The sequence below is a fragment of the Mesorhizobium sp. LSHC420B00 genome (genome assembly GCF_000503055.1).
In the GTDB taxonomy this organism is placed as follows: Bacteria; Pseudomonadota; Alphaproteobacteria; order Rhizobiales; family Rhizobiaceae; genus Mesorhizobium.
Genome location: NZ_AYVY01000003.1, coordinates 234,567 through 249,011 on the forward strand (window position 1 = coordinate 234,567; position 14,445 = coordinate 249,011).

11 protein-coding genes are annotated in these 14,445 nt (G+C 63.8%); 8 read left to right on the forward strand and 3 right to left on the reverse strand.

Annotation, left to right across the window (positions count from 1 at the left end):
* The first annotated feature begins 28 nt into the window (after nt 1-28).
* Genes X760_RS48795 through X760_RS48805 form a run of 3 tightly spaced genes read left to right on the forward strand, consistent with a single transcriptional unit; the run spans nt 29 to nt 2,604 of the window.
* On the forward strand, nt 29-760 hold the full coding sequence (locus X760_RS48795) for an ABC transporter permease (RefSeq protein ID WP_036244431.1): 732 nt from the start codon (nt 29-31) through the stop codon (nt 758-760).
* The gene (locus X760_RS48800) at nt 760-1,569 is read left to right on the forward strand and encodes an ABC transporter permease subunit (RefSeq protein WP_023718029.1); all 810 of its coding nucleotides are present in this window, start codon (nt 760-762) and stop codon (nt 1,567-1,569) included. The genes X760_RS48795 and X760_RS48800 overlap by 1 nt, the downstream gene beginning before the upstream one ends.
* 33 nt (nt 1,570-1,602) lie before the next feature.
* On the forward strand, nt 1,603-2,604 hold the full coding sequence (locus X760_RS48805) for an Ldh family oxidoreductase (protein ID WP_023718030.1): 1,002 nt from the start codon (nt 1,603-1,605) through the stop codon (nt 2,602-2,604).
* Nucleotides 2,605-2,661: 57 nt separating this feature from the next.
* Here the strand turns inward: X760_RS48805 and X760_RS48810 are convergent, their stop codons facing one another.
* Nucleotides 2,662-2,931, reverse strand: coding sequence for a hypothetical protein (locus X760_RS48810; protein ID WP_023718031.1), 270 nt, complete (start codon nt 2,929-2,931; stop codon nt 2,662-2,664).
* A 243-nt stretch (nt 2,932-3,174) separates the two neighbouring features.
* Between X760_RS48810 and X760_RS48815 the strand changes: the two genes are divergently transcribed.
* On the forward strand, nt 3,175-4,149 hold the full coding sequence (locus X760_RS48815; protein WP_023718032.1) for a complex I NDUFA9 subunit family protein: 975 nt from the start codon (nt 3,175-3,177) through the stop codon (nt 4,147-4,149).
* Nucleotides 4,150-4,176: 27 nt separating this feature from the next.
* Here X760_RS48815 and X760_RS48820 read toward each other — a convergent pair whose 3' ends face one another.
* Nucleotides 4,177-5,550, reverse strand: a complete 1,374-nt coding sequence (locus tag X760_RS48820) for a cytochrome P450 (protein ID WP_023718033.1) — start codon at nt 5,548-5,550, stop codon at nt 4,177-4,179.
* Nucleotides 5,551-5,734: 184 nt separating this feature from the next.
* Here X760_RS48820 and X760_RS48825 point away from each other — a divergent pair, with 184 nt between their 5' ends.
* The 4 genes from X760_RS48825 (at nt 5,735) to X760_RS48840 (ending at nt 12,813) form a co-directional block, all read left to right on the forward strand.
* The gene (locus X760_RS48825; protein ID WP_023718034.1) at nt 5,735-6,304 is read left to right on the forward strand and encodes an NADPH-dependent FMN reductase; all 570 of its coding nucleotides are present in this window, start codon (nt 5,735-5,737) and stop codon (nt 6,302-6,304) included.
* Nucleotides 6,305-6,362: 58 nt separating this feature from the next.
* The gene (locus X760_RS48830; protein ID WP_245278537.1) at nt 6,363-9,029 is read left to right on the forward strand and encodes a caspase family protein; all 2,667 of its coding nucleotides are present in this window, start codon (nt 6,363-6,365) and stop codon (nt 9,027-9,029) included.
* Between the two features lie 146 nt (nt 9,030-9,175).
* Entirely contained in the window at nt 9,176-11,647 is a 2,472-nt protein-coding gene (gene gyrB / locus X760_RS48835) for a DNA topoisomerase (ATP-hydrolyzing) subunit B (RefSeq protein ID WP_023718036.1), read from the forward strand.
* A gap of 248 nt (nt 11,648-11,895) precedes the next feature.
* Nucleotides 11,896-12,813 (forward strand): hypothetical protein, encoded by a 918-nt coding sequence (locus X760_RS48840; protein ID WP_023718037.1) that lies wholly within the window; start codon nt 11,896-11,898, stop codon nt 12,811-12,813.
* A gap of 103 nt (nt 12,814-12,916) precedes the next feature.
* Here the strand turns inward: X760_RS48840 and X760_RS48845 are convergent, their stop codons facing one another.
* Complete coding sequence (locus X760_RS48845; protein ID WP_036244458.1) at nt 12,917-14,383, reverse strand: hypothetical protein; 1,467 nt, start codon at nt 14,381-14,383, stop codon at nt 12,917-12,919.
* Nucleotides 14,384-14,445 lie beyond the last annotated feature (62 nt).

The window sequence follows — 14,445 nt, forward strand, 5'->3', positions numbered from 1 at the left end:
ACATAAGCTGAGCGACGTTCTCGCCACCATGTTCGGAGCCAGTTCGCTGGAATTGCTGTCCTTCGAACCGCCGAACGGCAGGGGTCTCAGCCTTCTGCATGGGCTGGCAAACTCCGTCGGAATTGCTTTCGGTTCCTTTGGGGTTGGTCTTTTGATCGGCGTCGGCGGCGCCTATGGCAAGCTCTATGGCGGGCCGGTGGTCCGTGACCTGCTGGAAGTTTACACCACAGTGGTCCGCGCCGTGCCCGAGCTGGTGCTGATCCTGCTGCTTTATTTCGCTGGTACCGACCTCATCAACCAGTTGCTTACCGCGCTCGGCTATGCCGCGATCGACATCAACGGGGTTGTCGCCGGCATAGGCGTGCTCGGGGTCGTGCAGGGCGCCTACTCCACCGAAGTCTTGCGCGGCGCAATCCGCGCCGTTCCGCAAGGCCAGATCGAAGCCGCGCGGGCCTATGGAATGCCTCCCGGCCTGCTTCTCAGGCGTATAACGCTGCCGGCGATGCTGCCCTTCGCCATTCCGGGGCTGGCAAATTTGTGGCTGATCGCCACCAAGGACACCGCGCTTCTCGCGATCGTCGGCGTCAATGAACTGACCCAAACCACACGGACGGCAGCCGGCGCGACGAAGGCTTATTTCACCTTCTTCATGGCGGCGGGCGCGCTTTATCTCGTTCTGACCCTCGTCTCCAACGTCGTCATCGGGCGGGTTGAGCGCTGGGCGCGACGCGGCATGCCGTCGATCGCGGGATCGCACTGATGGCGACCGAAACCCCGGTCATTGACGCCGCCGCACGGGCCTCGCTCTGGATGCAGCCACACCGCATAGCTCTGATCCTGATCGCGCTGGTTGTCGTACTGGCATCGATTTTCCTCATGCGCTGGGATTGGCTTCCCACATATCTGCCGCTGGCTTTGCAAGGCATATGGCGGACCATCTGGCTGCTTGTGGTAACGTCGGCTCTGGGCATCGCGCTCGCCATCCCCCTCGGCCTGGCGCAGGTGATCGGCCCGCCGATCTTGAGCGTGCCGGCCAAGGTGTTCTGCACGATTGTTCGCGGCACGCCGCTGCTGCTCCAGCTCTGGCTGCTCTACTACGGACTGGGTTCGCTGTTTCCGCAATTTCCGTGGATACGCGAGTCGTTCCTCTGGCCCATTCTAAGGCAGGCATGGCCCTACGCCGTTCTTTCTCTGACGATCTCGTATGCCGGCTATGAAGGTGAAGTGATGCGTGGCGCCTTCGCCGGTGTACCGCACGGCCAACTCGAGGCGGCCCGCGCTTTCGGCATGAGCCGTTGGAAAATCTTCGGGCGAATATGGCTCCCGCAGGCGATCAGCCGGGCGCTGCCGACGCTGGCGGGTGAAACCGTTCTCCAGCTGAAAGCAACACCGCTGGTGGCAACGATAACCATGGTCGACATCTATGCCGTAGCCTCGCGGGTGCGCCAGGATCTCTTCGTCACCTACGAACCCTTGCTGCTTCTGGCGTTGGTCTATATGTCCATCACCGGTATCCTGGTGTTCGGCTTCCGCCGGCTCGAGGCACGGATCCCGAGCAAGCTAGGCTAAAGCTGTTAAAGTCGCGAATTCAGGGCAGCTACCATGCAACTCAGTCTCGACCAGGCGACAGGGCTGTGCCGGATGGCCGCACTTGGCGCCGGCGCCAACGAAGAGGCGGCGCAGTCGCTGGCTGCCTCGATCGTCGCGGCCGAGGCTGAAGGACTATCGACCGTCGGGCTGTCGCATTTCATTGATTATCTCGAAGCGCTGGAAGCCGGCCGTATCGACGGCAATGCCGATCCTGTCATCACCAGGCCAGCGCTCGCGGTTTATCTCTCCGATGCCCGCGGCGGACTGGCGCATACCGGTTTCGACCGCACGATCGATGACCTCGCCAAGGCGGCGCGGCTGTTCGGCGTTGCCATCTTTTCGCAGAAGAATGCCTATACGTGCGGCGCGCTCGGCTATTTCACCGGACGGCTGGCCTCGCAGGGATTGGTATCGTTCGCCGCGACCAACGGCCCGGCCGTGCTTGCCGGCTCGGGCTCGGTCAAGCCGGTCTACTGCACCAACCCGATGTCCTTTGCCGCACCGGCCGCGGACGGGGCGCCGCTGGTCATCGACCAGTCGTCGAGCGCCACCGCCTTCGTCAACATCCGCAAGGCGGCCGAGGACGGCAAGAAGATCCCCGAAGGCTGGGCACTGGACGCCAGCGGCAATCCAACCACGGACCCGGCAGCCGCCATGAAAGGCGCCATGCTTGCCTTCGGCGGCCAGCGCGGCGCCAACATCGCGCTGATGGTCGAGGTGCTGGCTGCCGGCCTGTCGGGCGCCAACTGGTCGCTCGATGCGCCATGGTTCGACGGCGGGCAGGACAGTCCGGGGACCGGCCTGTTCGTGCTCGCCGTCGAGCCCAAGCTGCTCGATCCGGACTTCGAGAAACGGATGAAGGACCAGCTCGACCGGTTGCGGCGGCGCTATGGCGTGCATGTGCCGGGGCGTGCCCGGGCCGAGGCCGCGGAGAAGGCGGCGGCGCGCGGCATAAGCGCGCCGAAAGCTGTGGTGCAACGCATTTCCGAATTCGCCGCGCGCTATTCGTCCTGAAGAAATTCGTTTGTCCGATGAGCGGCTGAGGAGGCCGGCCGATCCGGCAGCGCGAGCCTACTTCCCGCAATAATGATCGTTGATGACGTTCGCCGCATTCGCGTCCGGTCCTACCCTGTTGTAGGAGCAGGGTTCGGCGGCTGTCGTGAACAGGTGGTTGTCATAGTAGCGCGGGCCACCGAACAGGAACTCGATGATGTCGCCGTTGGCGGGAACATAGCGTTTGGGTTGAGCTTGGTGGTGATGCCGGTTTCCGGCGAATGCCGAGGCGCCAATGCTGCAGCCTGCTGCTAATGCCAGAGCGAAGATCGCAACGCGTTTTGTCATTGGCAATATCCTTCATTCGGAATCAAACCATACATCTAAAATCGCCGACCGAACAAAGGTTCCTGTTTCGAATGGAGTTACCGCAAAGCCGGGCCTCGGCGGAGTTTTCTGCCGTTTCGAGCGGATCCGGAAAATCATGCTTCAACAATGCCGGGCGACCTATGGTCGCCCTTTGCCTTTGGCGCGAAACGGACTATGAAACGGCTTCAACCAAGCCATCTGGATAGCCCGCCGGAGCCAGCCATGACCGAAATCCTGCAGACTCCAAAGCTCGTCGTCGTGTTCGGCGGCTCTGGCTTTGTCGGTCGTCATGTCGTGCGGGCGCTGGCCAGGCGCGGCTACCGCATCCGGGTCGCCTGCCGTCGGCCCGATCTCGCCGGCCACCTGCAGCCGCTCGGCAATGTCGGGCAGATCCAGCCGGTGCAGGCCAATGTCCGGGTGCGCTGGTCGGTCGACCGCGCCGTGCAAGGCGCGGACCATGTCGTCAATCTGGTGGCGATCGCGCATGAGGCCGGCCGGCAGAAATTCACTGCCGTCCACGAGTTCGGCGCGCGCGCTGTCGCTGAAGCGGCGCGCGCCGTCGGCGCCGGCCTCACCCACATCTCGGCTCTGGGCGCGGATCTCCACGCACAATCGGACTATGCGCGCACCAAGGCGCTTGGCGAAAAGGCCGTTCTTGAGACGGTCCAGGACGCTGTGATCCTGCGGCCATCGATCAATTTCGGGCCGGAGGACGGTTTCTTCAACCGCTTTGCCAACATGGCCCGCTTTTCCCCAGTCCTGCCGCTGATCGGCGGCGGTCAGACGAAATTCCAGCCGGTCTATGTCGGCGACGTCGCCGAAGCGGTGGCGCACTCGGTCGACGGCAAGGTCCAGGGCGGCCATATCTATGAGCTCGGCGGGCCGCAGGTGCTCACTTTCAAGGAATGCATGCAAGAATTGCTTGTTATCATCGAACGCAAGCGGTTTTTGCTGCCTATGCCGTGGTGGCTGGCGAACCTCCAGGCATCAATTCTCGGGCTGCTGCCCAATCCGTTGTTGACCAAGGACCAGGTCCTGCTGTTGCGCCAGCACAATGTCGTGTCGGATGCCGCCGTCAAGGACAACAGGACGCTCGCCGGCCTCGGAATCCAGCCACGGTCGATCGGAACCATCCTGCCCAGCTATCTCTGGCGCTACCGCGCCGCGGGCCAGTTCCAACGCAAGTCCGCCGCATAATACCGGCGCGAATGGACGTTCAGCCGCTTACGAGGCCCGCCGGGTGACTTGCATCGGCAGCCCGCCTTGCGGTTGCGTCGTCAGCTTCTGCACCGGCCAGGGGCGGGTCTCCGCGGTGGTGTCGAAACGGTAGCGCGACAGCATGATCGCCAACGCAATGATCGCCTCCTGCATGGCGAAGCTGGCACCGATGCAGACGCGGGGGCCGGCGCCGAACGGCAAATACTGGAAACGGTCGATCTTTTCGCGATTCCCCGGATGAAAGCGCTCCGGCATGAAAGCGTCCGGCCGGTCCCATAATTTCCTGTGGCGATGGACGACCCACGGCATCACCAGCACCGCGGCGCGTCGCGGTATATAGAGGCCGTTCCAGGTTTCGGGTTCGATCGGTTCGCGGTTGATCGAGGGCGCCGGCGGATAGAGCCTGAGCGCCTCGTCGAAGGCGGCACGGGTCAGCGGCATGGCGTCGAGCCATTTCGTCGGGTCGGGCTCACGCGCCAGCACAGCATCGATCTCGTGCTCGATCTTTTCGCGCTCCCATGGCGCTTCGGCGAGACAGTAGAGCGTCCAGCCGAGCGCCCTGGCTGTAGTCTCGTGGCCGGCGCCGATGAAGGTGATGATGTTGTCCTCGACCTCGGCCCGGGTCAGCCCGCCCGGTCCTTCCGCCTTCAACAGCAGCGTGAGAAAATCCTGCGGCACCGTGTCCGGAGCGCGCCTCAGCCGCGCCTCGCGCATCTGCACCGTGTCGGTGACGATCTTGCGGAAGTAGGCCATGGTCTTGCGGCCGCGGATGCGGGTCAGGCGCGGCAGCCAATCGGGCGCACGCAAAAGGTCGAGCGGATCGACCCGGCCCATCGTCTCGAACAGGCGGTCGATCTCCTTGGCGAAGCTGCCCGGCTCGCCCGATATCTCGCCCGAAAACAGCGTCTCAGCCAGGATGTCGAAGGTGAGCAGCGTCATGTCGTGGGCGATATCCGACGTGCCACCTTGCTCGTAACGGGTGACGAATTCGAGCGTGCGTTTCAGCATCGGCTCGGCGAAGCCGAAAATGTGACGCGGCGTGAATACCGGCGCCATCGCCTTGCGCGAACGCCGCCACACCTCGCCTTCGGCGGTCAGCAGCCCGTCGCGCAGGATCGGCCGCAGGATCTTCTGGCGCACCGTCGCCATCTTGTAGTTCTTGGCGTTGTCGACCAGCACATGGCGGATGAGGCCGGGATCGTTGGCGATGACCAGCGGCCCACCGACGCCGTTCACCGAAATCCAGGGCTCGTTGTAGGTCGCCTCGCCCCACAGTTCGAGCGGATTGCGATAGACGATGCGGATCATCTCCAGCGTCGAAGGCGGCGCGGTGCGCGGCTTCGGCGCCGGCGGGACGAAGGGGACGGGCTGACTGTCCATGGCTTGCTCCGCTGACCCCTCAATGTAGTGGCTGGCAAGGCAAGCGTCCATGTGGCCGGACGACAAGGCGAAGCATCCGCTCTCTGGAATGTGACCGGGGCACCGGAAAGTGCCTGCTTGCTGTGTCCGGCTGTGTGTCTTAGGTGGCAGCACCACAGATGCCACTAACCGGCGGGAGCCTGCCTTGAAGCACCAGTTGAACGTCATCATCGGCAGCACGCGGCCGGGCCGCGCCGGACCCGTTTTCGCAAGGTGGTTGGAAAGTTTTGCGCGCGAACACGGCAAATTCGAGCCATTGCTCACCGATATCGCCGCCTTCAACCTGCCGGTGCTGGACGAGCCGCATCATCCTAGACTCGGCAGATACGAAAACAGCCACACGAAAGCCTGGTCGAAAGCAATCGACGCCGCCGACGCGTTCGTCTTCGTAGCGCCGGAATACAATTATTTCGCAGCCCCCGCGATCGTCAACGCGGTCGACTACCTGCTCAGGGAATGGCGATACAAGCCGGCCGCCATCCTCAGCTACGGCGGTGTCTCCGGTGGCTTACGAGCGGCGCAGGCGGTCAAACCGTTGCTGACCGCGGTCGGCGTCATGCCGATTCCGGAAGGCGTGGCGCTCCCGATGTACCAGAAGCTGCTCGACGAGACCGGCGCCTTCCTGCCCAGCGAGCAGGTGCTCGGCGGAGCCAAGACCATGCTGGACGAGCTGTCCCGCTGGAGCGAAGCGCTGAGGCCGATGCGCGCCAGCTAACAACGCGAACGGCCGGGCTTGCCGATGCCATAACTTGCTCATGCCATAAAGAGATGGAATGCTCCGGGAAATGACCGGGCCGGGGCGGTTCGATTTGCGTCTTCTGTTTGCTTTGCTGCTGATCCTCTCGACGGCCTCCGGTGCCATGGCGGAGCGGCGCGTTGCGCTGGTCATCGCCGAGAACGACTACCGGCTGATCCGGCCGCTCGCCAATCCCGTCAATGACGGCGAGGTCATGGAAACGGTGCTGAGGAAGCTCGGTTTCGAGGTCTTCCTCGAAACCAACCGCGACCTGCGGCGCATGCGCCGGGCGCTCGACGATTTCCGCGAGGATGCCAAAGGCGCCGACGTGGCACTGGTGTTCTTCTCCGGCCACGGCGTCGAGATCGCCGGCGAGAATCGGCTCCTGCCGGTGGATGCAGACGCGTCGTCGCTCGCTACGCTGGAAGGGACCAGCCTGCCGCTGGAGGAGATCCGCGCGGCCGTCGCCGCCACCAGCAAGGTCGGACTGATCGTGCTCGATGCCTGCCGCAGCGATCCGTTTGCTGCCACGGGCGGCGAAGGCCGCGGCGCAACGGCGCTGGTAAAAGAGGTCAGCGACAAGGTCCGGCCGGGTCTTGGCCGCATCGGGCGGGCAGAAAACATCCTGTTTGCCTTCTCGGCGGCGCCCGGCGAGACCGCCTCGGATGGGACCGGCCAGAATTCGCCGTTCACCGCGGCGCTGACGAAATACCTCGGCACCGAGGGTCTTGAGATCCGCTCCGTGCTGACGCTCGTGCAGCAGGAGGTCTACGATCTCTCGCGCGGCAGGCAATTGCCCTATGTCGAGAGCGGCCTGCCGCAGTTGTTCTTTGCCACGACAGCCAAGGAGAAACTGCCGGAGCGCGAACGCTTGTTGCTGGCCATGGCCGAGGTGACGCCCGCGATGCGTGGCGAGGTGGAAAAGATCGCCAGCGACGCCGACATGCCGCTGGCACCGCTCTATGGCGCGTTGATCAGTTCCGATGCCGGCCGCCTCTCCGCGGACAGTCTGAACGCCAGGCTGCGTGAGGCAGCCGACGCCTTCGTCAAGGTGCGGAGCGAAATGCAGACGCTTTCCTCCGACGATCTCAGAGTGGCAGCGTTGCGCCGGCAGGCGGAAGAGCAGCTTTCGCTGGGAGCGTTCGATGCCGCGCGGAAAAAGCTTGCCGAAGCAGCCGAGATCGACAATATCTCGCGCAACGCGCTGAAGGCCAATTTCGTCAGTCGCACGCTTTCCGAAGCCGCGACGCGCTATTTGTCCGGCGGGGCAGCGCGCGCCGACCTCGACTACGCCACAGCCATCAAGGATTATGAATCCGTGCTCACGCTTTATGGCGAAGCCGGACAGGTGGTGCTGTCGCTCGACGACGCCGACCGCTTGATCCGCACGCTGGATGAGCTCGGCAAGCTCTATACCACGGTCGGCAACATCGATGCTGCTGGCCGCGCCTTCGAGGCGCTGCAAGCCGATCTCGAGCGGCGGTCGCGCCACGAAACCGATCCCAACGTGAAGCGCGACTTCGCCGTCAGCCACGTCAAGCTCGGCAACGTGCGGATGGCGCAAGGCAATCTGCCGGCAGCGCTGCAAAACTATGAAACGGCCAAGACCATTCTGCAGGACCTGACCGAGGCAGGGCCGGACAATCTGGAGTGGTTCGGCGACCTCGCCATGACCGACGACAAGATCGGTAACGTGCTGGCGACGCAAGGTGATCTGGCCGGCGCCGCACAGGTCTATCAGGAAAGCCTGTCGATCAAGAAACAGCTCGCTGCCGGAGAGCCCGACCGTGCCGAACTGCAGCGCGACCTGACCATCACCTATGATGAGATCGGCCACCTTGCCCATGTCGCAGGTCAACTGGACAACGCACAGGCGGCCTATCAAGAGAGCCTGAAGGTGCGGCTGGCGCTGGCGGCGGACAGACCGGGAGACGCCGATCGGCAGCGTGACGTCTCGGTCAGCCACGATACGATAGGCGACCTGCTGCGCGAACGCGGCGACGCCGCTGGGGCGCTGACGGCCTACAAGGAAGGCCTGGCGATCGTCAAGCAACTGGCGAAACGCGATCCGGACGACACCGAGCTGAAACGCGACCTGTCCGTCGGCAACGCCAAGGTCGGCAACGCGCTGAGCGACCAGCAGAATTGGCCGGCGGCACTTTCGGCTTATCGTCAGGCACTCTCGCAAGCCAGCGCGCTCGCCGCCGGCGACCCGAACAACACCGATTGGCAGCGCGACCTGTCCGTGTGCCTCGAGAAGGTCGCCGGCGTCCTGGCGATACAGGGCGACCACAAAGGCGCACTGAAAGCCTATCTGGACAGCTACGCGATTGCGGAGAGGCTGGCGAAGCTCGATTCCGCCAATTCCGACTGGCAGCGGGACTTGTCGATAACGCTGTCCGAAGTCGCCACGCTCCGCCTCAGGCAGCGCGACGTCAGGGGAGCCCGGCAAGCCCTTCAGGACAGCCTTGCCATTCGCGAGAAACTTGCCCAGTCAGATCCGGACAACGCCACCTGGCAGCGCGACCTGGTGGTTGCCTATATCGACTACGCCCAAGTCGCAAAGGACCCGAAAGCCGTCCTTTCCAAGGCACTCGACATGACGCTGGAGCTCGACCGGACCGGTCGGCTGGCGCCGCGATACAAGTTCATGATCAAGTTTTTGCGTGAGCGGCTGGCCAGGATCGAAGCCAGGCGCCGGTAGCGGGTTCACGCGACGGTCATTCCGTTCGGAAATGCCTGCAAACCTTGGAAAAACCGCCTTTTGCGCCTATATCTACGACATTAGGAATGCGCGATTCGACGCCGATTTTTCGCGCTCTGCACACGGCACCAATCAGACAGGTTTTCATGAGCGACCAGACCGACATCGCCAACGGCGTTGAAGCCGAATACGGCGCCGATTCCATCAAGGTTTTGAAGGGCTTGGACGCCGTTCGCAAGCGGCCGGGCATGTATATCGGCGACACCGACGACGGCTCGGGCCTGCACCACATGGTTTATGAGGTGGTCGACAACGCCATCGACGAAGCACTGGCGGGCCATGCCGACCTGGTGACGGTGACGCTCAATCCGGACGGCTCGGTGACGGTCATCGACAATGGCCGCGGCATTCCGACCGATATCCACACCGGCGAAGGCATTTCGGCGGCCGAAGTGATCATGACGCAGCTGCATGCCGGCGGCAAGTTCGACCAGAACTCCTACAAGGTGTCGGGCGGCCTGCACGGCGTCGGCGTGTCGGTCGTCAACGCACTGTCGGCCTGGCTGAAACTGAAGATCCGCCGCAACGGCCAGATCTACGAGATGAGCTTCACGCATGGCGACGCCGACGCACCGCTGCGCATCACCGGCAGTTATGAACAAGACAAGGTCCCCGGCACCTATGAAGGGCGCAGCGGCAGCGAAATCACGTTCTTGCCGTCGTCCGAGACCTTCACCATGGTCGAGTTCGACTATGGTACGCTGGAGCACCGGCTGCGCGAGCTCGCCTTCCTGAACTCCGGCGTGCGCATCGTTTTGACCGATGCCCGCCATGCCGACATCGTGCGCCATGAACTGCACTATGATGGCGGGCTGGAAGAGTTCGTCCGATATCTCGACCGAACGAAGAAGCCGTTGCTCGACAAGCCGATTTCGATCCGCGCCGAGCGCGACGGCATCACCGTCGAAGTCGCCATGTGGTGGAACGACAGCTACCACGAGAACGTGCTGGCCTTCACCAACAACATCCCGCAACGTGACGGCGGCACGCATCTCGCCGGTTTCCGGGGTGCGCTGACACGCCAGATAACCGGCTATGGCGACTCCTCGGGCCTGACCAAGAAGGAAAAAGTGGCGCTGATCGGCGACGATTGCCGCGAAGGCCTGACCGCGGTGCTGTCGGTCAAGGTTCCCGACCCGAAATTCTCCTCGCAGACCAAGGACAAGCTGGTGTCGTCCGAGGTTCGCCCGGTGGTCGAAGGGCTCGTCAACGAGGCGCTCGGCACCTGGCTCGAGGAGCACCCGACCGAGGGCAAGGCGGTCATCGAGAAGGTCATCCAGGCCGCTGCCGCGCGTGAAGCCGCGCGCAAGGCACGCGACATCACCCGCAAGAGCTCGCTCGGCGTCACCTCGCTGCCCGGCAAGCTGGCCGATTGCCAGGAGCGCGATCCGGCGAAATCCGAGATCTTCATCGTCGAGGGCGATAGCGCCGGCGGCTCGGCCAAGGGCGGCCGTTCGCGCCAGAACCAGGCCATTCTTCCGCTGCGCGGCAAGATCCTCAATGTCGAGCGCGCCCGCTTCGACCGCATGCTCGGCTCCGACATGATCGGCACGCTGATCACTGCGCTCGGCACCTCGATCGGCAAGGACGAGTTCAATGCCGACAAGCTGCGCTACCACAAGATCATCCTGATGACCGACGCCGATGTCGACGGCGCCCACATCCGCACCTTGCTGCTGACCTTCTTCTTCCGCCAGATGCCGGAACTGATCGAACGCGGTCATCTCTACATCGCGCAGCCGCCGCTCTATAAGGTGACGCGCGGGAAGAGCTCGCAATACATCAAGGACGAAGCCGCCTTCGAGGAATTCCTGATCGGCTCCGGGCTGGAAGAAGCGTCGCTTGCACTCAGCACGGGCGAGGTGCGCGCCGGGCAGGATCTGCGCAGCGCCATCGACGATGCCCTGGCTGTCCGCCAGCTCATCAACGGATTGCATACGCGCTATAACAGAGGCGTGGTGGAGCAGGCAGCGATTGCCGGCGCGCTCAACCCCGAAATCTTCACCGACCTCGGTCGCGCCAACGAGATGGCCGAGCGCGTTGCCCGCCGTCTCGACATTATCGCCGAGGACACCGAGCGCGGCTGGACAGGCCGCATGTCGACCTCCAACGAGGGCGTCGGCGGCTATGTATTCGAGCGCACGGTGCGCAGCGTCAAGGAGTTCGCGCATCTCGACCTGGCGCTGATCAATTCCGCCGACGCACGCCAGCTCGACCGCTATGCGCCGCGCCTGGCAGAAATCTATGGCGAGCCGCCGGTGCTGCGCCGCAAGGATGTCTCCGAAACAATTTCGGGGCCGCTGGCACTGCTCAATGCCGTGTTTGCCACCGGCCGCAAGGGTCTGACCATGCAGCGCTACAAGGGCCTTGGCGAAATGAACGCCGAGCAGCTCTGGGAAACGACGCTCGACCCGAATGTGCGCTCGCTCTTACAGGTCAAGGTCAATGACGCGACTGACGCGGACTCACTGTTTTCGCGACTGATGGGCGACGAGGTTGAGCCAAGGCGCGAATTCATCCAGGAAAACGCGCTGTCGGTCGCCAATCTGGACATCTGAGCCGCCATCCAGAATACCAAGCCTGCAGGCATGAAGTGCATTGGTGCATCTTGGCGCACCGACGCCGACTGCTGCACCGCAACAAAGATCACCGAGGATCTCCCGGAACGGAAAGTCTTTCAAGGCATTGTAGTTGATCACAATCGCCGCAGGAGGCATTCATGGGACGTGGCATTTTGCTCTGGCTTCTCGGAGTCCCGATTCCGATCATTATTCTGATTCTGCTTTTTGCAAGGTAGGAGGCTTCCATGCCGTCCACCCTAACGACTACCGAGGTTTCCGCACCGACGGAATCCTCATCCCCCGCCGTCAGCTGGGGACCAATCGTCGCCGGCGCCTTTGCTGCGTCGACGCTTACCTTCATCTTGATGCTGCTCGGCTCCGGGCTTGGACTTAGCATGGTGTCGCCATGGTCCGGCTCGGGTGCGTCAGTCACAACTTTCGCCGTTTCCACCGCCGTCTGGCTGATCGTCGTGCAGTGGCTGTCGTCGGCCCTCGGCGGCTACCTCGCCGGACGCCTGCGCACCAAATGGGTCGGCATCCACACCGATGAAGTCTTCTTCCGCGATACCGCTCACGGCTTCCTGGCCTGGGCGCTGGCGACGCTGCTCGTCGCCGGCGTGCTCGGCACGGCGCTTTCGGCCGCGATAGGTACCGGTGTCCAGGCCGCTTCGACTGTGGCATCCGGCGCGGCAATGGGCGCTTCGGCAGGTGCTGCTGCAAACGCTGGTGGCGCCTCGACTGACAACGCCACATCGTATTTCGTCGATACGCTGTTCCGCCCGGCCGATCCGGCAAGGCTCGCTGCCGCCAATCCGGAGAGCGACGCCGCGGCAACGGCGCAGGCATCGCGCATTCTGATCGCGAGTGCCGCAGCAGGCGAAATATCGGCCGACGACAAGACCTATCTGTCGCGGCTGGTGGCCGCCCGGACAGGCCTGTCCGAAGCCGATGCCACCGCTCGCGTCGATGCGGTAATCGCCAAAGCGCAGGAGGCCAAGGTCAAGGCCCAGCAGGCGGCCGACACCGCCAGAAAGGCAGGCGCCACCTTCTCGCTGATTGGCGCGCTGTCGCTGGTCGTCGGGGCTTTCATTGCCAGTGCGGCTGCAGCACTTGGCGGCAGGCAGCGCGACGACGAGGAAGCGATTTTCCTGACCAATCGCTGATCGGCGCCTAAGCGAACTCGGTCCGCTTCGAAGATTACCCCGAAGCGGACCTTGCTTTGAGCTGTCGGCGCAGCATTGTCGTGCGTTGCTCGCCACCGACAGCTCAGTCCCCCAGCTTGCGGCCGAGATCGACCGCATCGCGCAGCACGGCAAGGTGCGAGCGCGGCACGCCGGACGGTGCGTTGGCCTCGACGCCGCTCGCCGTCAACGACCAGTAGAGCGTGTGTGTGAAGACGCGGCCGAGCGAGCCGCGCAGCTCGACCTGGATGTTTTCCACGCCCGGACCAAAGTTCTCCGTCATCGGCCCGGAGATCGGGTCGCCGGTCAACCAGCCATTGCCTCTGTCGAAAATGTTGGTCCAGCGCATCGCGGCAAACATCGCGCCATGATGCACCGCCCGCTGTGGCTTGCCCGAATGGCTGCGGCCTTCCTGATAGAGCATAGTCCCGCCCGCCGCCCTGTCGGCGATCGGCGGGCATGCCGAGAACAGCCGCTCGGCGATGCCGCGCCTGAACTCGGCAAGATTGTAGGTCACCAGAAACTCGCTGTGGGTCAGCGGACTGCCGAGCGTGACGAAATCGCTGATCTTCCACGGCAGCGGATGATCGGCGTCACTGTCGCGAAGCTGCCGGTAGAGTTCCCATTGGCCGCGCCGGAATGCGGGGAGGTCATCGAGGCGGTCGGGCCAGGCGGAAGCATCGGCGGCCAGCGTCGCCTTATCGACGGCGTGGATCGCCTTCAGCCTCGCTCTGTCGCGAATGGCTTCCAGCTTTCGAGGCCTGAAATCGGCCCACAATATCTGCAACAGATCATAGGCTATGATCGACCCCAGGCTGTGCGAGACCAGCACGATGCGGTCGTAGGCGTCGTCCACCATAAGGCGCTTCAGCAGCTTGAGGCCACGCTCGCGGACCAGCGCGCGCTTCTCGACCGTCGCCGCTTCGGCCCGCACATAGGCGGCGACATCGCCGAAATAGGGCAGGCCAAACTGGTCCACCGACCAGATAACGAACGACGCCAGGACGGTGACAAGCACGCCGGTCGTCCAGGAGATATAGCCTTGCCAGGCCGACGTTGCGAGCGCCAGCGCCGCGCCAAGGACGACGATGGTGGCCAAAAGCGTGACGACATAGAGTTTGCGCACATCGCGCGGAATATCGGCGGGCTTGCGCCAGAGCAGGGTCGTCACCCAGGCAGCAAGGCGGCTCCGGGTCGTGCCCTGGGTGATGTCGGCCCAGTAAAGCTCGTAGAAATCGGTGCGGCGGCCATCGACATCATACGGTGTGGTGATCCGGCGAAGCTCGTGCGAATTGGTCCGGCTGTCGGGCGTGATCCAGCTCTGGTTGATCTTCGCACCCATTGGGTCGGCCGGATCAGCGACATGGGCATAGAACGGAGCACGGGCCGGATCGTGGCTCCAAACGGCCTGGACAAATCCCCTCAACGTGTCCATGGGCCGCTGTTCGCCCATACCGTGCACGACCACCACCGCCTGGCTGCGCTTGCGCGGCACCTTCTCTGCTGCGGTCAGATCGGCGGCCGGCGACGCGGCAGAACCAGGGTCGGGCACCAGCACCTCCACCGATGACGCCGTTAGACAAGACGACGGGTCGCTATCGTAGCTTCAGAACC